We start from the raw sequence: 25,379 nt of genomic DNA on the forward strand, positions 1-25,379 counted from the left end.
TTAAATAGAAATGAATACTACAACACATAAATTGGGGGCATTACGCATATGTCAAAGTTAATCTTGGCCATAAACGCTGGTAGTTCTTCATTGAAATTTCAACTTATAGAAATGCCAGAAGAAAAGGTAATCACTAAAGGACTTATTGAACGCATTGGATTAAAGGATTCGGTGTTCACTGTTCAAGTTGATGGAGAAAAATTCACGAAAGTTGAAGATATTTCTAATCACATAGATGCAGTAAATATTATGTTAGAAAGCTTTAAAGAGCACGGTATAATTGATGATATTAATGACATCGATGGTACAGGACACCGTGTCGTTCATGGTGGGGAACTGTTCCCAACATCAGTTTACGTAGATGATGAAGTTGAGAAGAAGATCGAATCATTGAGTGAACTAGCGCCATTACACAACCCAGCAAATTTAATGGGTATTAGAGCTTTCCGTAAATTATTACCTGAGATTCCACATGTAGCTGTATTTGATACATCATTCCATCAAACAATGCCAGAAAAATCATACTTGTATAGTTTACCATACCAATATTATAAAGATTACGGTATTCGCAAGTACGGTTTCCATGGTACAAGCCATAAATATGTGTCACGCCGTGCAGCGGATATTTTAAATAAACCAATCGAAGAGTTGAGAATCATCTCTTGTCACATTGGTAATGGTGCATCTATAGCTGCAATTGAAGGTGGCGAATCAGTAGATACTTCTATGGGATTCACACCATTAGCAGGCGTTACAATGGGGACACGTTCAGGTAATATTGACCCAGCATTAATTCCATTTATTATGGAAAAAACTGGCAAAAGTGCAGAAGAAGTATTAAATACTTTAAACAAAGAATCAGGTTTATTAGGTATTTCAGGTACTTCTAGTGACTTAAGAGACATTATCGAGGATGCGAATGAAGGTAAAGATAGAGCCCAACTTGCTTTAGATGTATTTGCATCTAGAATTCATAAATATATTGGTTCTTATGCAACACGTATGCATGGTGTAGATGTTATCGTCTTCACAGCAGGAGTTGGAGAAAATTCTGATCCAGTAAGAGCGAAAGTTTTAGAAGGGTTAGAATTTATGGGTGTGTACTGGGATGCTAAGAAAAATGAACATATTCATGGAGAAGAAGGCTTTATTAATTACCCACATTCACCGGTCAAGGTTCTCGTAATTCCTACCAATGAAGAAGTAATGATAGCACGTGACGTAGTGAAATACGGAAACGTAGAATAATTATATTATTCCATACTAATAAATAAATCGTATTGTTCTAATATCCTAATAATGGAGTATAGAAACAATACGATTTTTTTATACGGAAAAAGGTGAGGCAATAGCTCAATAGAGCTATTGCCTCACCAAATAAATGTGTAGTAGTCTGACAGCTTTAAATATGATTATTTAGATTCTGGTTGTACCTCATATGCTAAGAATTGTGTTTGTTGTTCTTTATTGAAATTATCATCAGCTACTAGAACGATACTGTCATGTCCGTTTGGTAATTTTTTACCGAAAGTAATTCCTTCAACGTTATCGATTTTTTTGAAGTTATCATCGTTTAAGTTAAGTAGGCATTCTTTCTTAACTGGTTGAACATTTTGTCCTTTAAGTGATGCCTTATTTTTCACGTCAGTCCCTTGGTTTACATCTATTTTGTAAACGCGAATATAATTGTGGAACACGCCATCAGCTGATTGAACTGAAGCACGTTCTAATGTTAAGAATTGATGATCGTTAATCGCTAGCATTTCTGTAACACCATTAAGTGCGAATTTACCTTTACCAGGTGTTGCAGGAATTGGATCAAGTGGGTAAGCAACTTCTGATAATACGTTACCTTGACGATCGTATTGAGTAATACGTGATAATGCTCCTTTTTCTGGTGTAGGTTCTTCATCATCTTGTTTTAATGGTCCTTCTAACGCTGTCCAAATCGTTTTACCATCAGCTGAGAATGTACTACCTTCAATAGCTTGGTTATTTCTAAATCCTTTTTGTTCTTTATCATCCATTTTTACAGTATCTTTTACTGGGATATCTGATTTATATTGACCGTTTAATGAAGCCTTTCTTATGAAAGGATTAATACCTAATGTACGGTCGCCTTCACTTGTATATAAAATTTCGTTATTGTTTAAAGGATCGAAACGGATAGATTCTGGATCCACGACTGTATCATCTGATTTGCTGTCATATTTATCTTTACTTACGTAATTTTTACCATTTGGTTGTTTTAAAGTTTCAACATCTTTGAAGTTAACTTTTTTAAAGCCATTTTGATTGTAGTTTAGTTTAAGTCCATAAAATCTTGCTGGATTATATTCTGAACGGTCGTCACTAATAGCTAACCATTTGTTATTTTTAGGGTTGTATGTAATACCTGATAATCCACCAACTTTTGTACCTTTATAAGTTGTGTTTTGAGGTAATGATTGTGAACCTAAAAATTTTAATGAACCAACTGTTCTTGTATCTTGAGATTGTTGGTGTTGAGAACCGTTAGATTGTGCCGGTGCGTTCATTCCAGAAGCAAATGCAACACTACCTGTACCTAATACACCTAAAGTACCAACAGTTGCGATTGAAGTTAAAATAACTTTATTGAATTTTTTCATATTTAAATTCGACTCCTTTCAAAATTTCCACTACATATCAAGCATATAGATAAATTATGAATGATATATAAAGCAATAATAATTTTTTTGTAAAAATGTACGTATTTATATGGAAATCGAACGCTTCAATGAAAACATTCATATACAAAGGCCAAACTCAAAGATTAAACGTTGAAGGTATAGTGGGGTATCTTTAAATATTTTTTGAAAATTGTTCCTGAAACAATACTTAAATATTTCAGGTACTGGTAAATAATCGATAACTATTATTTTATCTAATAAATAGAAAAGGCAATTTCCATATGAATAAAATAGAAATTACCTTTTCAACAGTCGGAGCACGATAAATCTCAGACATTAATGATTTGATTGTTATAGAAATTGATATGCTTACCTTTGAGATTTAAATGGTTCATTATTGCTCTTTGTATTGTGATTTTAAATGTTCTGTTGCAACTTGTGGTTGGAAATCTTCTGGGAGTTCTTCAGTACGAACAACGAGCACATCGCAAGGTGAGTGACGTACGATTGCTTCTGATACTGAACCTACAATAAAACGTTCAACAGCATTGAGTCCAGAAGTACCACACATAATTAAATCTGCACCAACTTCGTTAGCAAGTTTCTTAGGAATGATGGCTTTCGGTGAACCGAATTCTAATCGCGTTTCAACGTTTGTTACGCCAGCATTTGTCGCAACTTCTTTATAACCACTAAGTAAATCTTCTGAGAAATTTTTAGATTTCTCGGTAAATTGTGCGTCGTAAACTTCATATGATGAATACGTTCTTGAATCGATGACATTTACAACAGTTAATTTAGCGTCGTTACGATTTGCAACATCAACCGCTTTGTTGAATGCCCATTCCGCTTCATGTGATCCATCTACGGCAATTAGTATATTTTTATAAGTTCTCATCACAATTACCCCCTCGTTTTCTTTACTTTATTATACCACAATTTACAGAAAATTAACACAACTTAAAAGAGTTGTAAAAATGCCCGTTTATTTTGATTGCGCTTTCACTTTATAAACGTTAATATAGTCCTTGGAGGTGGATGGAATGATTATAGGTATTCCTAAGGAGATAAAAAATAACGAAAACAGAGTAGGGCTATCACCAAGTGGTGTACACGCCCTTGTTGAACAAGGTCATACATTACTTGTTGAGACTTCAGCTGGTTTAGGTTCTTATTTCGAAGATGAGGACTATACACAAGCAGGGGCAAAGATTGTTTCTAAGAGTGAAGAAGCATGGGATGTAGATATGGTTATTAAAGTTAAGGAACCATTAGAAGAAGAATTCGAATTCTTCAAAGAAGGTTTAATCTTATTCACTTATTTACACCTAGCTAATGAAGAGAAATTAACTCAAGCTTTACTAGACAAAAAAGTTGTTGGTATCGCATATGAAACAGTTCAATTAGCTGACAAGTCATTACCATTATTAACACCAATGAGTGAAGTTGCAGGTCGTATGTCTGCACAAATTGGTGCTGAATTCTTACAAAAATATAAAGGCGGTATGGGAATCTTACTTGGTGGAATTCCAGGTGTTGCTAAAGGCCGCGTTACGATTATCGGTGGAGGTCAAGCAGGTACAAATGCAGCTAAAATCGCACTGGGTTTAGGTGCAGATGTAACAATCCTTGACGTAAACCCTAAACGTTTACAAGAATTAGAAGATTTATTTGATGGTCGCGTTCATACAATTATGTCAAATCCATTAAACATTGAACAATGTGTTGAAAACAGTGACTTAGTAATCGGTGCAGTATTAATCCCAGGAGCTAAAGCACCAAACTTAGTAACTGAAGACATGGTTAAGAAAATGAAAGACGGTGCTGTAATCGTAGATATCGCTATCGACCAAGGTGGTATTTTCGAAACAACAGACCATATTACAACACATGATGACCCAACTTATAAGAAACATGGTGTCGTTCATTATGCTGTTGCTAATATGCCTGGTGCAGTTCCACGTACTTCAACAATCGGTTTAAATAATGCTACTTTACCATATGCATTACAAATCGCTAAAAAAGGCTACAAGAAAGCATTACAAGACAATCATGCACTTTCATTAGGTTTAAACACTTACAAAGGTGAATTAACAAATAAAGGTGTAGCAGATGCTTTTGATAGAGACTACGTTGAAATTGAAGACGCATTAAATAAATAATTCTAATTAATATAGATCTAGATATAATCTAATTACAATTAAGGAGTAACGCATAATTTTCAGTAGGTGACATCAAGTCTTAAAGACTTGTCTAAAACCCAGGTTGCTAGTTGTGTAGTATTAAGTTCATATTACTGATAATGTTGCTTCTTATATCGATATAATTTGGGAGTGGGACAGAAATCGAATTTTCTAATAGAGATTTCGTAGTCCCACCCCGGCAAGGGTGACTAGGATTGAAAAAAGCTTGTTCTAAGCGCATTTTCAATTCAGACATCTACTGCCAAATTGATAACGAGTCTGAGACACCTATTTTTGTCTCAGACTCGTTTTTTATTTTATTCAAATGTGAAATTCAGTTATACAATTTTCGTTCCGTGTACTTCTTGAAATGGAAATGCGTCAACTAGTTTATGAACATTATCTTTTGTCAAACCACCGCCAGGCATAATTTCTATTTTACCCGAAGAGTGCGTTACAAGTTTGCCTAGATGGTTTAAATTATCAAATATATTTGTGCCTTTTGGGCCACCATGCGTTAATAATCTAGTGAAACCTAATTCAATTAAATGGTTTAAAGCTTTCATTTGACGTCTTTCATGTACTTCATCAAATGCCATGTGGCAAACTGTTGGTATTGGGTGGGCAAGTTGTTTTAAAGTTTTCATTTGCCATATATTTAGATCACCTTCTTCGTTTAGACAACCGAAGACGAAGTAATCCACATCAATTTCTTTTAATGCTTTCATGTCTCGCTGCATAATTTCAATGTCATATAATTGGTATATAAAGTCACCACCTCGTGGGCGAATCATCACAGCAAGTTCTACATTATTCATCTTACAAATTTCAGAAGCAATTTGCGTCATACCAAAGCTAGGTGTTGTACCGCCAACCGCTAAGTTATCACATAGTTCAATTCGGTCTGCACCATTTGCAATTGCATCTTCTAATTGTTGAATCGTTTCTACTACAGCTTCTCTAATCATTTTTTATACTCCGTTAAAGATATTGCGCCATCATCAGTAACTAAAATATCATCTTCTATACGGACACCAGCAATGTTCGGCGCATAAATTCCTGGTTCTATTGTAATCACCATGCCTGCTTCAAATGAGTTATCGTTATTTCCAGATACATCTTGATATTCATGTTCTTCAAGTCCTAATCCATGTCCAAGACGGTGGGTGAAGTACTCACCATAACCAGCTTCGGCGATAATGTCTCTAGCAAGTTTGTCAATATCACTTATTTTAACACCTGGTTTAATCGCAGCGATTGCTTTTTCTTCAGCTTCTAATACGATATTGTAAATATTTTTAGCTTCATCTGATGGATTGCCAAATGGAATTGTTCTCGTGATGTCACTACAATAGTGTTCATAGACGACACCTAAATCAAATAATACGAATTCATCTTGCTGTAATTTACGGTCACCTGGTATTCCGTGAGGTGATGCTGCATGATCACCAAAGAGCACCATCGTGTCAAAACTCATTTCATTTACACCATATGCTTTAATTTCATTTTCAATATAGTTTACGACCTGTCGTTCTGTGACACCTTCTTTTAAGTAAGACACGCCAAACTCTATACACTTATCAGCAAGGGCGCACGCTTTTATAATTTTATCTATTTCTTCATCACTTTTGATGTTTCGTAATTCGCGTAATGTTTGATCAATATCAGCGAAACTATTTACTTCAAAAGTCTCTTTCAATTCACGTTGACGTGCAACGGTTAAGTGGTATGCTTCGATTAACATTTTGTCAAAAGTTGAGTCTAATTTTGACAATGGATTTTCACTATCTAAATAACCAATAACCTTACCTTCGAATGGGGAATTTTGTACTTCTCCCATTTCCATTTTTGGACATATGAGAATTTGCTCTCCATCATCTTTGATTAGTAAAGCGAACAAACGCTCATGAGGTTCGCTATGGTAACCTGTTAAATAAAAAATATTAAGTGGTGTTGTAATCCAAGCTGCTTGAGCCTGTTCTTCTTTTAAAATTGACTGGATTTGCTTTAACTTCATATTTATCATCTCCACTTCATCTATTAAGTTTAATTTTAAGTGAGTTATTAATAAATTTCAAAATTTAAATACATTCGTATAAATAAATGCTTCATCTTATTGCGTGTTATAAAACGGCTTCTACGTGGTATAGTAGAAATAAATAGTTGAACAGGGGGAAATATAATGAAACTTTCATTTCATGGTCAATCAACAATCTATTTTGAAGCAAACGATAAAAAGGTAATAGTTGATCCATTTATTAGTGGCAACGAATTATCAGACTTAGATGTAGAAAATTTAGAAGTGGACTATATTATTTTAACGCATGGTCACGCTGATCATTTTGGTGATACAGTTGAGCTTGCGAATAAAAACAATGCTACAGTGATTGGTTCAGCAGAGTTAGCTGATTATTTAACTACAAATAAAAATGTTGAAAATGTAAGACCTATGAATATTGGTGGGAAAGCAGAATTTGAATTTGGTTCTGTGAAATATGTACAAGCATTCCATAGTTCAAGCTTAACAAATGATGAAGGTATCCCAGTCTATTTAGGTATGCCAATGGGTATTGTTTTAGAAGTAGAAGGTAAAACAATTTATCATACAGGCGATACAGGATTATTCAGCGATATGAAATTGATTGCTGACCGTCATCCAGTTGACGTTTGTTTCATTCCAATCGGAGATAACTTTACAATGGGTATTGATGATGCAAGTTACGCAATCAATGAATTTATTAAACCTAATATCACAGTGCCAGTACACTATGATACGTTTGAATTAATTGAACAAGACCCTAAGCAATTCGAATCAGCTGTTAAAGAAGGGGAAGTTCAAATTCTAAAACCAGGTGAACAAGTTAAATTTTAATTGATTTTACAATTTAACTTACAATATAAAAAAGGCCAGTCAGCTTACTATAGTTGACTGGTCTTACTTATTGGTGGAAAATTCAAAAGTTATTTAACGATAAGTACAGGTATTTTAGCTCTTTTTGCTACTTTATGGCTCACGCTACCTAAAACAATTTTCTTTTGTTCTTCTGCTTTACGGTTACTTAATACAACGATTTCATATTCACCGCTATTGGCGTGTTTGATTAATAACTCTTTTGCATTACCGCGTTCGATACGTTCATTATACTGTATCCCGTAAGATTTTAATTTATCGCGTGTTTTTGCTAAACCTTCTCTACGTTTTTCGATGAGTTCATCGATATGAATGCCTGACTTTACCGAAGATTGTGCATCTTGTTCATTGATGGCATTTAAAATAGTAACAGTTGAACCTTCGCCCACTAGTTTTGAAATTTGTTCTAGTGCTTTATCATTTTTTAAAGTTGTATCTACGCCAAGTAAAATATGTTTATACATAACAACCCCTCCTTAATATTTATTTAATAATATCGTTTCTTAAAAATCAATGAAATAATTATGAACTATATTTAATTGAAACAGCATAGCATTTAAATAATATATTGTGAGACAATACATGTTTGAAATAGTGTTAATTAACTAAGCCATACACAAACTTCGCAATTTTAAAATTAAGAAGTTATAATATGATCAAATGGTTTGATAAATGGGGTTTGAATAATGACGAAACATGAACAGATATTATCACATATTGAATCGCTCTCGATAGGCCAAAAAATTTCAGTTAGAAAGATTGCAAAAGATTTAAATGTTTCTGAAGGTACGGCCTATAGAGCAATCAAAGATGCAGACAAAATAGGGTTAGTTGCAACAATAGATCGTGTAGGTACTGTAAGAATTGAAAAGAAGAGTAGAGAGGAAATAGAACAGTTAACATATAATGAAATTGTAAAAATCGTAGAAGGTGAAGTACTCGGCGGTAAAAATGGCCTCACAAAAACATTAAACAAATTTGCGATTGGCGCTATGGAACTTAATGATGTAGTTAAATACCTCAGTTCAAACACCATATTAATTGTTGGTAACCGTGAAGACGTACAACTTGCGGCACTTAAGAAAGGGAGTGCAGTACTTATTACCGGAGGCTTTTCAACTACACAAGAAATTATTAAATATGCCAATGAGCATGATTTACCAGTGTTATCTTCTCAATACGACACATATTTAGTTGCTAATTTGATAAATAAAGCCATGTACAATCAGAAAATAAGAAAAGAAATTCTTTTAGTTGAAGATATCGTAAAACCAGTAAATGATAATTCAATTATTTTTGACGATATGACTTTATTTGATTATAAAGAGAAGGCAGATATGACTGGGCATTCAAGATTTCCTGTTGTAGATAAATCTAGACATTTAGTAGGCATCGTGACAAGTAAGGAAATAATAAAAATGCATGAAGATGATAAGATTGTTCATTTTATGACAAGAAATCCACTCAAAGCTCAATTGAATACAACTGTAGCAAGCTGTGCACATATGATGATTTGGGAAGGTATTGAGTTATTACATGTTATTGATGTGAGCAAGAAACTCATCGGGGTAATTACAAGAAAAGATGTGTTAACTGCGATGCAATTAATAGGTCGACAACCTCAAGTAGGCGAGAAGATTAACGATCAGGTCGCTAAATATATGACGATCACTAATGATAATATTAAAGTTCAAGTAACGCCATTATTAACGAGTCAATATGGCACTTTAAGTAAAGGTGTGTTTGTAGCATTAATCGAAGAATCGATTCGCTATGAAATACGTAAATTGAAAAAGTTAGAAGTAATGATAGAAAGCTTAAATATCATTTACATTAAGGCAGTGCAAATTGAATCAGAAATAGAAATACATTATGATATGTTAGATGTGGGCAGAAATTTTGCTAAGATGGAAGTGACAATGACCAATGAAAGTCAAAACGTTGCCAAGGCATTAATAATTTGTCAATTAATAAACTAATATACTTTACACGAAAAGGGCGATACATATGGTAGAACAATTTAATGAAATTATGGAAATAATTGAAAGTTATGATGTTGTGATTATACATAGACATGTGAGACCTGATCCAGATGCTTTGGGATCACAACTAGGTCTTAAACGTTATTTACAATTAAAGTTTCCCCAAAAAAAGATTTATGTAGTAGGTGAAAGAGAAACTTCATTAGACTTTATGGGTGAAATAGATGAAATTACAGATGATCTATACAAAGATGCACTTGTTATTGTGTGTGATACAGCAAATGCACCACGAATTAGTGATCAAAGGTTTAATGAAGGTCAAAGGTTAATTAAGATTGATCACCACCCAGCCGTTGATCAATACGGAGAGGTCAATTATGTGAATGTAGAAGCATCTTCTACAAGTGAAATTATCTTTGATTTCATTGCACATTTTAATGATTTATCAATCATTGACGAGAATGTTGCACGATTGCTTTACCTAGGTATTGTTGGTGATACAGGACGATTCTTGTTTAACAACACGACACCACATACGTTGCAAGTTGCAAGCCAATTAATAGAATATCCATTTAATCCAAATGAGGCATTAAATCATTTAGGTGAAAAGGATCCAAAACTATTGCCATTCCAAGGCTATGTATTACAGAACTTTGATTTAAATGATAAAGGATTTTGTAAAATAACGATTTCACAAGATGTTTTAGAGGAATATAACATTGCAGCGAATGAGGCGTCGTTATTTGTAAATGCAATTGCTGATATCAAAGGCTTAAAAATTTGGGTCTTTGCAGTTGATGAAGGGTCTGAAATCCGCTGTCGCATCCGTTCTAAAAATATTGTAATTAATGATGTTGCTAGTGACTTTGGTGGTGGAGGCCATCCTAATGCTTCCGGAGTATCAGTTAGTAGTTGGGAACGTTTTAACCTATTAGCTGAAGCGTTAAATAATAAGTTGTAATCTAATAAGAGGTGTTTCTCATGTCAGTGCATTTGAATATTCACACAGCATACGATCTATTACATTCTAGCCTGAAAATCAAAGAAGTTGTGTCAAAAGCAGCACGACAAGGTTATACATCTTTAGCTATTACAGATACAAATGTATTATATGGTTATATTGAATTTTACGATGCATGTATCGAAGCTAATATTCACCCAATATTTGGTATGACTATTTATGTCACAGATGGGTTATATGATATTGAAACGGTCGTTCTCGCTAAGAATAATAATGGTTTGAAAAATTTATATCAACTTTCTTCAGCGCTTAAGTTGAAGGATAAGCGTGAAACGCCAATAGAATGGTTGAAAAAGTACGTGAAAGATCTCGTAGTTATCTTTAAAAATGCATCAGAGGAACACCAAACAATTATTAAACAATTTGATGAAATAGAGCACATATACGTAAATCATACGAGTCAAAGTGAGATAAAACGTCCTAAAGTTTGGGCTCAAAATGCTTATTATCTAAATCCTGAAGATGCAGATACAATTTATGCGTTAGCAGCTATTAGAGATAATAGTAAGTTAGATCTTGTGAATGAACATGGTTCTAGAGAAGAGCATTTTTATAATCAAGAGGAGTTACAACATTTAGAAGTCAATGACGCTATATGGCAACAAACATTAGAAATTGAAAACATTTGCCGTGCTGAAATGACATTTAATCAAACGCTACTACCTAAATATCAAACTCCTAATCAACAATCTTCTAAACAATATTTATGGAAATTATTAGAACAAGCTCTAAATAACCTTAATCTTTCACCCCAACAGTATGACACTTACTATGAAAGATTATCACATGAATATGATGTCATTACGGGTATGGGATTCGAGGATTATTTCTTAATTGTAAGTGATTTAATACACTTTGCGAAAACGAATAGTATTATGGTCGGTCCAGGTCGTGGTTCATCAGCAGGCGCACTAGTGAGTTATTTATTAAATATAACGACGATTGATCCGATAAAATATAATTTATTATTTGAACGTTTTTTAAATCCGCAACGTGTCACAATGCCAGATATTGATATTGACTTTGAAGATACAAAAAGAGATCAAGTCATTCAATACGTACAAGAAAAATATGGTACGCACCATGTAGCTGGTATAGTTACTTTCGGACATTTACTTGCTAGAGCCGTAGCGAGAGATATTGGTCGAGTAGTAGGATTTGATGATGTCACATTGAATGAAATATCTAAATTAATTCCTCATAAATTAGGTATTACTTTAGATGAAGCTTATCAACAAGAAGACTTCAAACAATTTGTACACCGTAATCATAGACATGAACGTTGGTTTGAAATTTGTAAGAAGTTAGAAGGATTACCAAGACACACTTCTACACATGCTGCAGGGATTATTATTAATGATCATCCTCTTTACCAATATGCGCCATTAACACAAGGTGACGGCGGGATTTTAACACAATGGACGATGACCGAAGCAGAACGTATCGGATTATTGAAGATAGATTTTTTAGGTTTAAGAAATTTATCTATTATTCATCAAGTCATCGATCAAGTTGCTCGCGAGAAAGACATTCATATAGATATAGAATCTATTCCATTCGATGATAAAAAGGTATTCCAATTATTATCAAGAGGCGATACAACAGGGATATTCCAGTTAGAATCAGATGGCATTCGCAACGTGTTAAAACGGCTGAAACCAGAACATTTTGAGGATATTATAGCTGTGACTTCATTGTATCGTCCAGGTCCAATGGAAGAGATTCCGACGTATATTGCTAGAAGACATAACCCTTCAGAGGTTCAGTATTTGCATGAAGATTTAGAACCAATTTTGAAAAATACTTACGGTGTAATAATATATCAAGAACAAATCATGCAAATTGCTAGTAAATTCGCTAATTTCAATTACGGAGAAGCGGACATATTACGTCGAGCAATGAGTAAGAAAAATAGAACTGTATTAGAAAGTGAACGTCAACACTTTGTTCAAGGTGCCTTAGCAAATGGCTATAGCGAACATTTAAGTGGTCAGATATTCGATTTAATATTGAAGTTTGCTGACTATGGTTTTGCTAGAGCACATGCCGTTAGTTATTCAAAAATAGCTTATATTATGTGTTACTTAAAGGTTTACTTTCCAAATTATTTTTACGCACAAATACTTAGCAATAATATAGGTAATGAGAAAAAAACGGTGCAATTAATGGAAGAAGCAAAGCAACAAGGATTAAATGTGTTACCACCTAACGTTAATGAGAGTCATTGGTTTTATAAAGCAACTTCTAAAGGTATTTATCTTTCACTTGGTGCGATTAAAGGTGTTGGATACCAAAGTGTTAAAATTATCGTAGATGAGCGTAAGAAAAATGGGCCGTATGATGATTTTATAGATTTTACCAGACGCCTTTCCAAACGCGTTAAATCTCGCAAGTTGTTAGAGGCACTTATATTGGTAGGTGCATTTGATACTTTAGGTAAGAATAGGGCGACGTTATTACAGACGATTGATCAAGTATTAGATGATGTAAGTCAAGTTGAACAAGATAGCTTTATTATTGAAAGGTTAACGCCAAAAACCTCATATGAAGAAAAGGAAGAGCTACCTGATAAGACACTAAGTGCGTATGAGAAGGAATATCTTGGTTTTTATGTTACGACGCACCCTGTGGAGAAATTTTTCGAACAAAAACAATACTTGGGTATTTTTAAATTAAATAATGCCAAAGATAACCAACCGATTATGGCTCAAGTTGATAGTGTGCGAAAGATAAGAACGAAAAATGGTCAAAATATGGCGTTTATACAGTTAAACGATGGATTACAAAATTTAGATGGCGTCGTATTTCCTCAGAGCTTTAAAAATTATGAACTATTACTTCAAAATGAAGAAACGTATATCGTGAGGGGGAAATTCGAAACGAGAAATAATAAGCCACAACTCATCGTAAACCAAATAGAAACAAGTGATGACTTTGAATCTCATAAAATAAACTCTGCACGAAGTATTGTCATTCGTAATGTAGAAGACTTAACTGTTTTAGAAAATATGCTCTCTCATTCTAAGGGGGAATCACATATACCAGTTCAAGTGTTACAAGGTGAACGACAAACAGTTAAAACAATTGGATTTGTAAATAAAGATCTCGAAATCATTCAAGCACTAATAGACAAAGTCACGCCTTGGAACATTAGGATTATATAACTTTAACGGCCATATGAATTGTGTTATAGTAAACTGATGGTTAATGTTTAATTCTCCATCAGTTTATATTTTTTAAGAAAATAATTTGAATAGTATCTGATTCACATATGTGTTTTTATTACAACTATTAACGAGTTGAAGTGAATTTAAGCGCTGTAAACGTTATCATTTGTATTCTGTGTTAGAGTGTAATAAAAATATATATGTACAGTATTATTATAATTTCTATTTTGAATGTAAAGGGGTAGATTTCATGTCATTGAGAGACGAAGCTTTAGAAATGCATAGACGCAATAAAGGGAAACTTGCAGTATCACCTAAAGTTAAAGTAACGAACAAAGAAGAATTAAGTCTAGCTTATTCACCAGGTGTAGCAGAACCTTGTAAAGAAATTCATGAAAATCCTAGAAAAGTATTCGAATATACAATGAAAAGTAATACAGTTGCTGTAGTAACAGATGGGACTGCTGTTTTAGGATTAGGTAATATTGGGGCAGAAGCGAGTATTCCGGTTATGGAAGGTAAATCTGTATTATTTAAAAGCTTCTCAGGTGTAGATAGTGTACCAATTGCTTTAAATACGACAGACACTGATGAAATTGTCAATACAGTTAAATTACTTGAGCCAAACTATGGCGGTATTAACCTAGAAGATATTTCAGCCCCACGTTGTTTTGAAATCGAAGAGCGACTAAAAAAAGAAACGAAAATTCCTGTATTCCACGATGACCAACACTGAACTGCAATCGTGACTGTAGCAGGTATGATTAATGCACTACGTATCGTTGATAAAGATTTATCTGATATTAAAGTAGTACTTAACGGTGCTGGGGCAGCAGGTATTGCTATAGTTAAATTATTATACTCTTACGGGGTCCGCGATATGATTATGTGTGATTCAAAAGGCGCTATTTACGAGGGTCGTTCATTTGGTATGAATGATACGAAATCATATGTTGCGAAATGGACAAACAGAGATAAACAAGAAGGTAATTTAAGTGATATTATCGCTGATGCGGACGTATTTATCGGCGTTTCTGTAGCGGACTTATTATCAAAAGAAATGGTAGAATCCATGGCTAATGATCCAATTATCTTTGCAATGGCGAATCCAAACCCTGAAATTCACCCTGATACAGCTAAAGAAGCAGGTGCAAAAGTTATCGGTACAGGACGTTCTGATTTCCCTAACCAAATTAATAACGTACTTGCGTTCCCAGGCATCTTTAGAGGAGCTTTAGATGTTGAAGCTACTCACATAAACGAAGAAATGAAACAAGCAGCAGTTGAAGCAATCGCAGACTTGATTAAACCAGAAGAATTAAACCCTGATTATTGTATACCAGGTCCATTCGATAAACGTGTTGCGCCATCAGTAGCTAGAGAAGTTGCTAAGGCTGCGATGGAATCAGGTGTAGCACGCGTAGATGTAGATCCAGAAGAAATTTATAACAAGACGATGAAATTAACTGAGATAGACAACGGCTAATCAGTTTTATAAAATATTAAGTTGAGGCACCAATTAATATGATATGTTAATCGTATCTATTAATTGGGTTTGCCTTTTTTAAATTAAGAAAGCAATGGTTATTTTGTGGAGGTTTACTAATGTTTAAAGATTTTTTCAATAGAAGTAGTAAAAAGAAAAAGTATGTAACAGTATCGGATTCTAATCAAAGTGATGTACCAGCAGGAATAATGACGAAATGCCCCAAATGTAAAAAAATAATGTATACAAAAGAATTAGCTGAAAATCTAAACGTTTGTTTTAATTGTGATCATCATATTTCATTAACAGCATATGATCGAATTGATGCGATTTCTGATGAAGGTACATTTGTAGAGTTTGATAAAGGCATGACTTCTGCAAACCCATTAGACTTTCCAAGCTATGAGGAAAAGATTCAGAAAGACCAGGGTAAAACTGATTTAAAAGAGGCAGTTGTTACAGGTACAGCTAAATTAGATGGCATTGAATATGGTGTGGCCGTAATGGATGCACGTTTCAGAATGGGGAGCATGGGCTCTGTCGTAGGTGAAAAAATTTGTCGCATCATCGAACATTGTACAGAACACCGATTACCATTTATCCTATTCTCTGCAAGTGGTGGTGCCAGAATGCAAGAAGGAATCATCTCTTTAATGCAAATGGGTAAAACAAGTGTTTCACTTAAAAAACACGCAGATGCAGGTTTACTTTATATTTCATACATTACGAACCCTACAACTGGTGGTGTTTCAGCAAGTTTCGCTTCAGTTGGAGATATCAATATTAGTGAACCGAAAGCGTTAATTGGTTTTGCTGGTCGACGCGTTATAGAACAAACTATAAATGAAAAGTTACCAGATGATTTCCAAACATCAGAATTTCTTTTAGAACACGGTCAGCTTGACATGGTTGTCCACCGTAAAGAAATGAAAGAAACACTAGCGAGTATTTTAAATATGCATCAAGAGGTGAAAACAAATGCTTGATTTTGAAAAGCCCCTATTCGAAATAAAAAATAAAATTGAATCCTTAAAAGAATCGCAAGAAAAAAATGATGTAGATTTACAAGAAGAAATAGATATGTTGGAAGCCTCGTTAGATAGAGAAACGAAGAAAGTATATACAAACTTAAAGCCATGGGATCGTGTACAATTAGCACGTTTACCAGAAAGGCCAACAACATTGGATTATATTTCTTATATTTTTGATGATTTCCTACAGTTGCATGGTGATCGTAATTTCCGTGATGACCCAGCTATGGTTGGTGGTATAGGATACCTTAATAACACGCCTGTAACTGTTATCGGTCAACAAAGAGGTAAAGATACTAAGGATAATATTTATCGAAACTTCGGGATGGCGCATCCAGAAGGTTATCGTAAGGCGTTACGTTTAATGAAACAAGCTGAAAAGTTTAATCGTCCTATCTTTACTTTCATCGATACGAAAGGTGCGTACCCAGGGAAAGCCGCCGAAGAACGTGGCCAAAGTGAATCTATAGCTAAGAACTTAGTCGAAATGGCTTCGCTAACAGTACCAGTCATCTCAATTGTTATTGGTGAAGGTGGTAGTGGTGGTGCTTTAGGTTTAGGTATCACTAATCGCGTACTGATGCTTGAAAATAGTACATATTCTGTAATTTCTCCTGAAGGTGCTTCTGCATTACTGTGGAAAGATAGTAATTTAGCTAAGATTGCCGCAGAAACGATGAAAATCACTGCACCTGATTTATATGATTTAAATATTGCAGATGAAGTTATAAATGAACCGCTTGGTGGAGCGCATCACGATGTAGAAACACAAGCCCAATCAATTAAATCAACTTTTGAAAAACACCTAAAAGAATTAAACACTTTATCTAAAGATCAGTTGATAGAAGATAGATATAATAAATTCAGACAAATTGGTGACTATATAGAAGAATCATAATATTTGAGATAACCCCCTATGCACTTATGTGCATAGGGGGTGTGTTTCTATTTAAGATGATGACCATTTAGTATAAATTGGTTTACTTCATTTTGTAAAAAAGGTTCGATCTGTTCGTCGTGTAAACTGTTTAGATTTATTAAATAAAAGGTAAATGATAAGTGTGAAGTTAAAAGATTTCACTTCCTAATAAGCAACCGCTTACTTTGTGAAAATCGTGTGAAAACTTGTTGTTAAAACGTTTTCATATATTTAAATAATCTATATTGATGGCACCACATAATAAATTATGGTATTTTTATTATAAGAAAATATGTAAGAAAGGTATGTCGTCATGAAAAAAATAGCAGTCTTGACTAGTGGTGGAGATTCACCAGGAATGAATGCGGCTGTAAGAGCTGTGACGCGTAAAGCGATTTACAATAACATTGAAGTTTATGGTGTATACCAAGGCTATCAAGGGTTATTGAATGACAATATTGAAAAGTTAGAACTCGGTTCTGTTGGTGATACGATACAACGTGGCGGTACTTTTTTATATTCCGCGAGATGTCCTGAATTTAAAGATGCGGATGTGCGTAAAAAGGGTATCGAAAACCTTCGTAAACGCGATATCGAAGGTCTTGTCGTAATTGGTGGAGACGGTAGTTATCGTGGGGCACAACGTATCAGTGAGGAATGTAAAGAAATTCAAACGATTGGTGTTCCAGGCACAATCGATAACGACATTAACGGTTCTGACTTTACAATTGGATTTGATACAGCTTTAAATACTATCATTGATAGTGTCGACAAGATTCGTGACACAGCCTCAAGTCATGCTCGTACATTTATTATTGAAGTGATGGGGCGTGATTGTGGTGATTTAGCTCTTTGGGCAGGACTTTCTGTTGGTGCAGAAACAATTATCTTACCTGAAGTAAATGTAGATATTAAAGACGTTGCTGAAAAAATCGACAACGGTATCAAACGTGGTAAGAAACATTCAATCGTTATGGTAGCCGAAGGTTGCATGTCTGGAGAAGCATGTGCGAAAGAATTATCAAAATATATTAACATCGATACGCGTGTTTCTGTATTAGGACATATACAACGTGGTGGTAGCCCAAGTGGTGCTGATCGAGTATTAGCCTCACGTTTAGGTGGCCATGCTGTTGAATTATTACTATCAGGAAAAACAGCTGTAGGTGTAGGCATAATGAATAACGAATTAACAGACACACCTTTCGATGAGATTTTTAATGCTAAAAATCAAAAATTCGAACATTCAATTTATAATTTAGCAAAAGAATTATCTATTTAATCATACTGGGAGGCATTAATAATGAGAAAGACTAAAATTGTTTGTACTATAGGACCAGCTTCAGAATCAGAAGAAATGTTAGAAAAGTTAATGAAAGCAGGCATGAACGTTGCAAGATTGAACTTTTCACATGGTGATCATGCTGAGCATAAAGCGAGAATCGATTCAATTCGAAAAGTAGCTGATAAGTTAGGTAAGACAGTAGCTATCTTATTAGATACTAAAGGTCCAGAAATTCGTACGCATAACATGAAAGACGGTGCTATTGAACTTGAAAAGGGCACTGAAGTTATCGTGAGTATGACTGAAGTAGAAGGTACACCAGAAAAATTCTCAGTAACATATGACAATCTTATTAATGATGTAGATGAAGGCTCATATATTTTATTAGATGACGGTTTAATTGAATTACAAGTTAAGCAAATTAATAAAGATAAAGGCGAAGTACTATGTGATGTATTAAATAGTGGTGAGCTTAAAAATAAAAAAGGCGTTAACTTACCAGGTGTTAAAGTAAGTTTACCAGGTATTACTGATAAGGATGCTGAAGATATCAAGTTCGGTATTAGTGAAAACATCGACTTTATCGCAGCAAGCTTTGTACGCCGTCCAAGTGATGTATTAGATATTCGTAAATTATTAGAAGAACAAAATAATAAAAATATCAGTATTATTCCAAAAATTGAAAACCAAGAAGGTATTGATAACATTGAAGATATCTTAGAAGTCGCTGATGGCTTAATGGTTGCTCGTGGTGACATGGGTGTAGAAATTCCTCCAGAATCAGTGCCAATGGTTCAAAAAGACCTAATTAGACAATGTAACAAATTAGGTAAACCAGTTATCACTGCTACGCAAATGTTAGACTCAATGCAACGTAACCCACGTGCAACACGTGCTGAAGCAAGTGACGTAGCGAACGCTATTTACGACGGTACAGATGCAGTTATGCTTTCAGGTGAAACAGCTGCCGGTCAATATCCAGAAGAAGCCGTTAAAACTATGAGTAACATTGCCATCTCAGCAGAAGGCGCACAAGATTATAAGAAATTATTATCTGATCGCACGAACTTAGTAGAAACTTCTTTAGTTAATGCAATCGGTGTTTCAGTTGCTCATACTGCATTAAACTTAAATGTAAAAGCTATCGTAGCAGCTACTGAAAGTGGTTCTACAGCGCGTACAATTTCAAAATATCGTCCACATTCTGACATCATTGCAGTTACACCAAGCCATGAAACTGCACGTCAATGTGAATTAGTGTGGGGGATCCATCCAGTAGTTAAAGAAGGACGTAAGACAACTGACGCATTATTAAACAATGCAGTTGCGACAGCAGTTGAAACTGAAAAAGTTCAAAACGGTGATTTAATCATTATTACAGCAGGTGTTCCTACTGGTGAAAAAGGAACTACAAACATGATGAAACTTCACTTAGTAGGTGATGAAATTGCTAAAGGCCAAGGTATTGGTAGAAATTCTGTAGTAGGTACAACAATGGTTGTTGATAAAGCGAGTGAACTTGAAGGTAAAGATTTATCCGAAACAGTTATCGTGACTTCTTCAGTCGACGAATCATTCGTACCTTATATTGAAAAAGCAGTAGGGCTAATTACTGAAGAAAATGGCATCACTTCACCAAGCGCAATTATTGGATTAGAAAATGGTATTCCAACAGTTGTGGGCGTTGAAAATGTAGCAAATGTTGTTAAAAACAATTCACTTGTTACTGTTGATGCAAATCATGGTAAGATATTTGAAGGTTACGCAAACGTACTTTAATCATAAGTTTAGAGAAGAAACTATATATTAAACGAATAAATTAAATTGATATCGATGATTTCTAGAGTTGGAGTTCTAGGAATCATCGATTTTTTATAGTAATAAGTATTAGATATGTGTTGATGATGACGATAAATATTTTTGTATTTATATCAAAAGCTAATGCATTAGATTAAAAAAACGCATTTACAAACACAAGTATTTAACGAGTGTCTGTAAATGCGCTAACTAGATATTATTATTTTTTGTCTTCTTTCAGTGCCATTTTTTTATATCGTATATACATTAGGATTAAAATGATAAACCAAATAGGTGTTAAGTAAATTGCGATTCTTGTTTCTGTATTTACAAATAACAAGCAGAATACTAAGAAGAAGAATGCTAAAATAATGTAAGCAACATATTTACCACCTGGTAATTTGAATTCCAATTGTTTATGAGCATTTGGATTTTGTCTATGGTAGTTAATGTAAGCTACCATAATCAATGACCAAACTACTAAGAATAATACAGTGGAAACGGTTGTTACATATGTGAATACTAATGTTGCATTTGGAATAATGTAGTTTAACAATGCTGCTATTAACAATAATGCACAAGAAACAAAAATTGCTGTGTGCGGTACACCGTTTTTATTTGTTTTAGAAAAATGCGGTGGTGCTTGATTTTTCTTTGATAAACCAAATAACATACGGCTATTTGAGAATATACCACTGTTACATGATGAAGCCGCGGCTGTTAACACTACAAAGTTAATGATTCCGGCAGCAAATGGAATTCCAATCAATGCAAATAGTCTAACGAATGGACTCTCTTCCGGATTCATTTCATTCCATGGAATGATAGACATAATTACTGCAAGTGAACCAACATAAAACACTAAAATTCGCACTGGAACATTATTCACTGCTTTTGGAATTGTAGTTTTTGGATCTTTCGTCTCACCGGCAGTTACACCGATTAATTCGATACCTACAAATGAGAATAACGCCATTTGGAATGACATCATAAATCCGCTAATACCTTTCGGGAAAATACCATTATCGTATAAATGTGTCATAGATGCGTGACCAAATTGTGTTTTGAATCCGAGAATGATCATCACTGCCCCGACAATAATTAATGCTAAAATTGTTATAATCTTAATAAGTGAAAACCAAAATTCTAACTCACCGAATAACTTCGCGCTAAATAAGTTTAATGACATTAAGACTAATACACAAAATAGTGCACTTAGCCAGTTTGGAATATGTGGAAACCAAAAGCTCACATACTTTGCAACGGCTGTCACTTCTGCCATGCCGGTAATAATCCAACATAACCAATACGTCCAACCAGTGACAAACCCTGCAAACGAACCAATATATTCATTGGTAATGTCAGCAAATGATTTGAAATTGGTATTTTTTACTAAAATTTCTCCCAAACCACGCATAAACATAAATAGCATAAATCCAATTATTATGTAGGTAAGTAATATAGAGGGACCGGTTAAAGCGATTGTTTGACCTGCTCCTAAAAATAATCCAGTTCCAATTGCTCCCCCAATTGCAATCAACTGGATATGTCGATTACTTAGTTCTCTTTGTAATTGATTTTTTGCCATATGCATAACTCCTTTATCTAGTTAATTATTATTATGCTATTTGAAGTTAAATAAAACAACTATTTTCTATATACAAGATTTCTGAAATTTAAAAATACCTTAATAATTAGTTATTAATCATGATAACGAATTAAAAAGGTATAAAAATTGATGTGAAGTCAAATACATACTAAAATAGAGTCATAAGGACGAAAACGTGCATAACGTTTGATAAGGCATATGATGTATGATTTTATTTATGATGAAACACAATTAATCCAATTGTTCAATAATTATTCACAAATTACGAATGATTGGATATAATGGTAGCTGAAAGCCATTTCATAATGAAATAGAAAAGGGGAATTTATATATGGCAGAGTTAAAAAAAGGTTTAGAAGGGGTAATCGCCGCTGAAACCAAAGTGAGTTCTATCATTGATAGCCAATTAACTTACGCTGGATATGATATCGATGATTTAGCTCAAAATGCAGAATTTGAAGAAGTTATCTTCTTATTATGGCATTACCGATTACCTAATAAAGAAGAATTACAAGATCTTAAAGAAAAGCTACATGAGTACATGACGCTTAACCCTCGAGTATATAGCCACTTTAAAGAATACTCGACTTCTAAGGTTCACCCTATGACTGCTTTGAGAACATCAGTGTCATATATAGCACATTTTGATTCAGATGCTGACGAAGAAAGCGAAGATTTTACAATGGATCGTGCAATTAAAATCCAAGCAAAAATGGCATCACTTGTAACTGCGTATGCACGCACAAGACAAGATAAAGAAATCGTTCAACCTAATAAAGATTTAAACTATGCTGGTAACTTCTTATACATGTTACGTGGTGAATTACCAAGTGACATCGAAGTAGAAGCATTTAACAAAGCATTAGTTTTACATGCAGACCACGAATTAAATGCATCTGCTTTCACAGCGAGATGTGCAGTTTCATCATTATCAGATATGTATTCTGGTATCGTTGCAGCTGTTGGTTCTTTAAAAGGACCTTTACACGGTGGTGCAAACGAACGTGTTATGAGCATGTTAACTGAAGTTGGTTCAATCGATAATGTTGATAGCTATATTAACAAGAAGATTGAAAATAAAGAAAAAATCATGGGATTCGGTCACCGCGTATACAAAGATGGAGACCCTCGTGCAAAATACTTAAAAGAAATGAGTAAGAAAATCACAGGCGAAACTGGTCAAAGTGAATTATTTGATATCTCTGTTGCAATTGCGGATAAGATGAAAGAAGAAAAAGGTTTAATTCCAAATGTCGACTTCTTTAGTGCAACAGTTTACCATAGTTTAAATATTGAACATGACTTGTTCACACCAATATTCGCAGTAAGTCGTACATCAGGTTGGATTGCACATATCTTAGAACAATATAGAGATAATAAAATTATGCGTCCAAGAGCAAACTATATTGGTGAAACTTATAGAACATATGAACCTATTGAAAATAGATAACATTTGATTGATTTGCGTACTTTAGTGGTATGCAATATATGAGTGCTGAATGATTTCAGCGTTAAATTATTGATTCAATAGTTAATATAAGAAATTTAAACACGGAGGTTATTTACATGTCAGGTGAAAAAGTTACAAAAACAAATGAAGGTTTAACAGTACCAAATAATCCAATTATTCCATTTATTATCGGTGACGGAATCGGACCAGATATTTGGAAAGCAGCAAGTCGTGTTATTGATGCAGCTGTTGAAAAAGCTTATAACGGTGAAAAGAAAATCGAATGGAAAGAAGTATTAGCTGGTCAAAAAGCTTACGATGAAACTGGCGAATGGTTACCAAAAGAAACACTTGATACGATTGAAGAGTACTTAATCGCAATCAAAGGACCTTTAACAACTCCAATCGGTGGCGGTATTCGTTCATTAAACGTTGCTTTACGTCAAGAGTTAGATTTATTTACTTGCTTACGCCCAGTACGTTGGTTCCAAGGCGTACCTTCTCCAGTTAAACGTCCAGAAGATACTGATATGGTTATTTTCCGTGAAAATACAGAAGATATTTATGCTGGTATCGAATTTAAAGAAGGTACTCCAGAAGCTAAGAAATTAATTGATTTCTTACAAAATGAAATGGGTGCTACTAATATTAGATTCCCAGAAACTTCAGGTATTGGTGTGAAACCAGTATCTAAAGAAGGAACTGAACGTTTAGTACGTGCGGCTATTCAATATGCAATTGATAATAACCGTAAATCAGTTACTTTAGTACACAAAGGTAACATCATGAAATTCACTGAAGGTGCATTCAAACAATGGGGCTACGATTTAGCTCAAAACGAATTCGGCGACAAAGTCTTCACTTGGCAACAATATGACAAAATTGTTGAAGAAGAAGGTAAAGACAAAGCAAACGAAGTACAAGAGCAAGCTGAAAAAGAAGGTAAGATCATTATCAAAGATTCAATCGCTGATATCTTCTTACAACAAATCTTAACTAGACCAGCTGACCACGATGTAGTTGCTACAATGAACTTAAACGGTGACTATGTATCAGATGCATTAGCTGCACAAGTTGGCGGTATCGGAATTGCTCCAGGTGCTAACATTAACTATGAAACTGGTCACGCTATTTTCGAAGCAACACACGGTACAGCTCCAAAATATGCTGATTTAGATAAAGTTAACCCTTCATCAGAATTATTAAGTGCTACTTTAATGTTAGAACATTTAGGTTGGCAAGAAGCAGCTGATAAGATTACAGCTTCAATTGAAAAAACAATTGCTTCTAAAGTTGTAACTTATGACTTTGCCCGCTTAATGGATGGTGCGAAAGAAGTTAAAACTTCAGAGTTTGCTGATGAATTAATTAAAAACCTATAATAGATACGGTTACCAAATATATTAAGTTATTAAACTGAAGGTCTGAGATATAAATTGCTCCGACCATGAGATAAAGAGTCTGAGACACCTATTTTTGTCTCAGGCTCTTTTCTTTTTGATTTAAGATACAAAGGATATTGATTTAGTGGTTGTTACCTTTAAGGTTCAGATTATTTTTTAAAATAGATATACTAATATTATTAATTGTTACAATACTTTGGTTAGAAGTATATATAGCAAAAGTGAAAAGGGTTAAATAATATTGTGTAGTGTATAGGTTTGGTTATTCTAAGTAATCAATGTTAAGATATCATTAAATGATTGTTTTGTAGATATGTAGTGCAATATAGCTAAGTAAACTCAAATTAATTCGAAGTAAAATTACATTTTATTTATAAATACTCAATAAACATAAAAAGTTGTTGGAAGTATTAAGATTATGTAAAATCGTTATAAATTATGTTATTTTTATTAAAATTTGAGTTATACTGTATTCGTAAACCAC

Annotated in this window: 18 protein-coding genes and 1 pseudogene; 13 read left to right on the top strand and 6 right to left on the bottom strand. The window is 34.1% G+C overall.

Annotated features, from left to right (window positions below):
* Nucleotides 1-48 precede the first annotated feature (48 nt).
* On the top strand, nucleotides 49-1,248 hold the full coding sequence (locus tag NGI30_RS04100; protein ID WP_251519881.1) for an acetate kinase: 1,200 nt from the start codon (nucleotides 49-51) through the stop codon (nucleotides 1,246-1,248).
* Nucleotides 1,249-1,412: 164 nt separating this feature from the next.
* Here the strand turns inward: NGI30_RS04100 and NGI30_RS04105 are convergent, their stop codons facing one another.
* Nucleotides 1,413-2,630, bottom strand: a complete 1,218-nt coding sequence (locus NGI30_RS04105) for an esterase-like activity of phytase family protein (protein WP_251942797.1) — start codon at nucleotides 2,628-2,630, stop codon at nucleotides 1,413-1,415.
* A gap of 415 nt (nucleotides 2,631-3,045) precedes the next feature.
* Nucleotides 3,046-3,549, bottom strand: a complete 504-nt coding sequence (locus NGI30_RS04110) for a universal stress protein (RefSeq protein WP_251519888.1) — start codon at nucleotides 3,547-3,549, stop codon at nucleotides 3,046-3,048.
* A gap of 145 nt (nucleotides 3,550-3,694) precedes the next feature.
* Between NGI30_RS04110 and ald the strand changes: the two genes are divergently transcribed.
* Nucleotides 3,695-4,813, top strand: coding sequence for an alanine dehydrogenase (gene ald, locus NGI30_RS04115; RefSeq protein ID WP_251519891.1), 1,119 nt, complete (start codon nucleotides 3,695-3,697; stop codon nucleotides 4,811-4,813).
* A 359-nt stretch (nucleotides 4,814-5,172) separates the two neighbouring features.
* On the opposite strand, the gene NGI30_RS04120 is transcribed toward ald, so the two are convergent.
* Together NGI30_RS04120 and NGI30_RS04125 are read right to left on the bottom strand one after the other, a co-directional pair.
* Nucleotides 5,173-5,802 carry a copper homeostasis protein CutC gene (locus NGI30_RS04120; protein WP_251519894.1) on the bottom strand — a complete coding sequence of 210 codons (630 nt, stop codon included), beginning with the start codon at nucleotides 5,800-5,802 and terminating at the stop codon, nucleotides 5,173-5,175.
* A complete protein-coding gene (locus tag NGI30_RS04125; RefSeq protein WP_251942799.1) occupies nucleotides 5,799-6,851 on the bottom strand; it encodes a M24 family metallopeptidase in 1,053 nt (350 codons plus the stop codon). Before NGI30_RS04125 ends, NGI30_RS04120 begins: the two co-directional genes overlap by 4 nt.
* Before the next feature lie 165 nt (nucleotides 6,852-7,016).
* Here NGI30_RS04125 and NGI30_RS04130 point away from each other — a divergent pair, with 165 nt between their 5' ends.
* Nucleotides 7,017-7,706 (top strand): metal-dependent hydrolase, encoded by a 690-nt coding sequence (locus NGI30_RS04130; RefSeq protein ID WP_251942801.1) that lies wholly within the window; start codon nucleotides 7,017-7,019, stop codon nucleotides 7,704-7,706.
* Between the two features lie 89 nt (nucleotides 7,707-7,795).
* Here NGI30_RS04130 and NGI30_RS04135 read toward each other — a convergent pair whose 3' ends face one another.
* The gene (locus tag NGI30_RS04135) at nucleotides 7,796-8,209 is read right to left on the bottom strand and encodes a universal stress protein (RefSeq protein WP_251519903.1); all 414 of its coding nucleotides are present in this window, start codon (nucleotides 8,207-8,209) and stop codon (nucleotides 7,796-7,798) included.
* A gap of 222 nt (nucleotides 8,210-8,431) precedes the next feature.
* Here NGI30_RS04135 and NGI30_RS04140 point away from each other — a divergent pair, with 222 nt between their 5' ends.
* From NGI30_RS04140 to pyk, 8 genes and pseudogenes are all read left to right on the top strand, one after another.
* Nucleotides 8,432-9,724, top strand: coding sequence for a DRTGG domain-containing protein (locus tag NGI30_RS04140; protein ID WP_251942803.1), 1,293 nt, complete (start codon nucleotides 8,432-8,434; stop codon nucleotides 9,722-9,724).
* A gap of 28 nt (nucleotides 9,725-9,752) precedes the next feature.
* On the top strand, nucleotides 9,753-10,688 hold the full coding sequence (locus NGI30_RS04145) for a DHH family phosphoesterase (RefSeq protein ID WP_251519920.1): 936 nt from the start codon (nucleotides 9,753-9,755) through the stop codon (nucleotides 10,686-10,688).
* A 20-nt stretch (nucleotides 10,689-10,708) separates the two neighbouring features.
* Complete coding sequence (gene dnaE / locus NGI30_RS04150; protein WP_251519923.1) at nucleotides 10,709-13,912, top strand: DNA polymerase III subunit alpha; 3,204 nt, start codon at nucleotides 10,709-10,711, stop codon at nucleotides 13,910-13,912.
* A 253-nt stretch (nucleotides 13,913-14,165) separates the two neighbouring features.
* Nucleotides 14,166-15,401: pseudogene (ystJ, locus tag NGI30_RS04155) on the top strand (NADP-dependent malic enzyme).
* A 119-nt stretch (nucleotides 15,402-15,520) separates the two neighbouring features.
* Complete coding sequence (gene accD, locus NGI30_RS04160; RefSeq protein WP_251519926.1) at nucleotides 15,521-16,387, top strand: acetyl-CoA carboxylase, carboxyltransferase subunit beta; 867 nt, start codon at nucleotides 15,521-15,523, stop codon at nucleotides 16,385-16,387.
* Nucleotides 16,380-17,330, top strand: coding sequence for an acetyl-CoA carboxylase carboxyltransferase subunit alpha (locus NGI30_RS04165; protein ID WP_251519929.1), 951 nt, complete (start codon nucleotides 16,380-16,382; stop codon nucleotides 17,328-17,330). Before accD ends, NGI30_RS04165 begins: the two co-directional genes overlap by 8 nt.
* Before the next feature lie 334 nt (nucleotides 17,331-17,664).
* Nucleotides 17,665-18,633: a 6-phosphofructokinase gene (gene pfkA / locus NGI30_RS04170; RefSeq protein WP_251519931.1), complete on the top strand. Its 969-nt coding sequence runs from the start codon at nucleotides 17,665-17,667 to the stop codon at nucleotides 18,631-18,633.
* Nucleotides 18,634-18,654: 21 nt separating this feature from the next.
* Complete coding sequence (gene pyk / locus NGI30_RS04175; RefSeq protein WP_251519934.1) at nucleotides 18,655-20,415, top strand: pyruvate kinase; 1,761 nt, start codon at nucleotides 18,655-18,657, stop codon at nucleotides 20,413-20,415.
* Nucleotides 20,416-20,653: 238 nt separating this feature from the next.
* Here the strand turns inward: pyk and NGI30_RS04180 are convergent, their stop codons facing one another.
* Entirely contained in the window at nucleotides 20,654-22,021 is a 1,368-nt protein-coding gene (locus tag NGI30_RS04180) for an amino acid permease (RefSeq protein ID WP_251519937.1), read from the bottom strand.
* Between the two features lie 352 nt (nucleotides 22,022-22,373).
* Between NGI30_RS04180 and NGI30_RS04185 the strand changes: the two genes are divergently transcribed.
* Both NGI30_RS04185 and icd read left to right on the top strand, forming a co-directional pair.
* Nucleotides 22,374-23,492, top strand: a complete 1,119-nt coding sequence (locus NGI30_RS04185) for a citrate synthase (RefSeq protein ID WP_251942805.1) — start codon at nucleotides 22,374-22,376, stop codon at nucleotides 23,490-23,492.
* 116 nt (nucleotides 23,493-23,608) lie between these two features.
* Nucleotides 23,609-24,874 carry an NADP-dependent isocitrate dehydrogenase gene (icd, locus tag NGI30_RS04190; protein WP_251942806.1) on the top strand — a complete coding sequence of 422 codons (1,266 nt, stop codon included), beginning with the start codon at nucleotides 23,609-23,611 and terminating at the stop codon, nucleotides 24,872-24,874.
* Nucleotides 24,875-25,379: the final 505 nt, after the last annotated feature.

Origin of the sequence: Staphylococcus sp. Marseille-Q5304 (assembly GCF_943737015.1) — a bacterium.
Taxonomy (GTDB): Bacteria; Bacillota; Bacilli; order Staphylococcales; family Staphylococcaceae; genus Staphylococcus; species Staphylococcus hsinchuensis.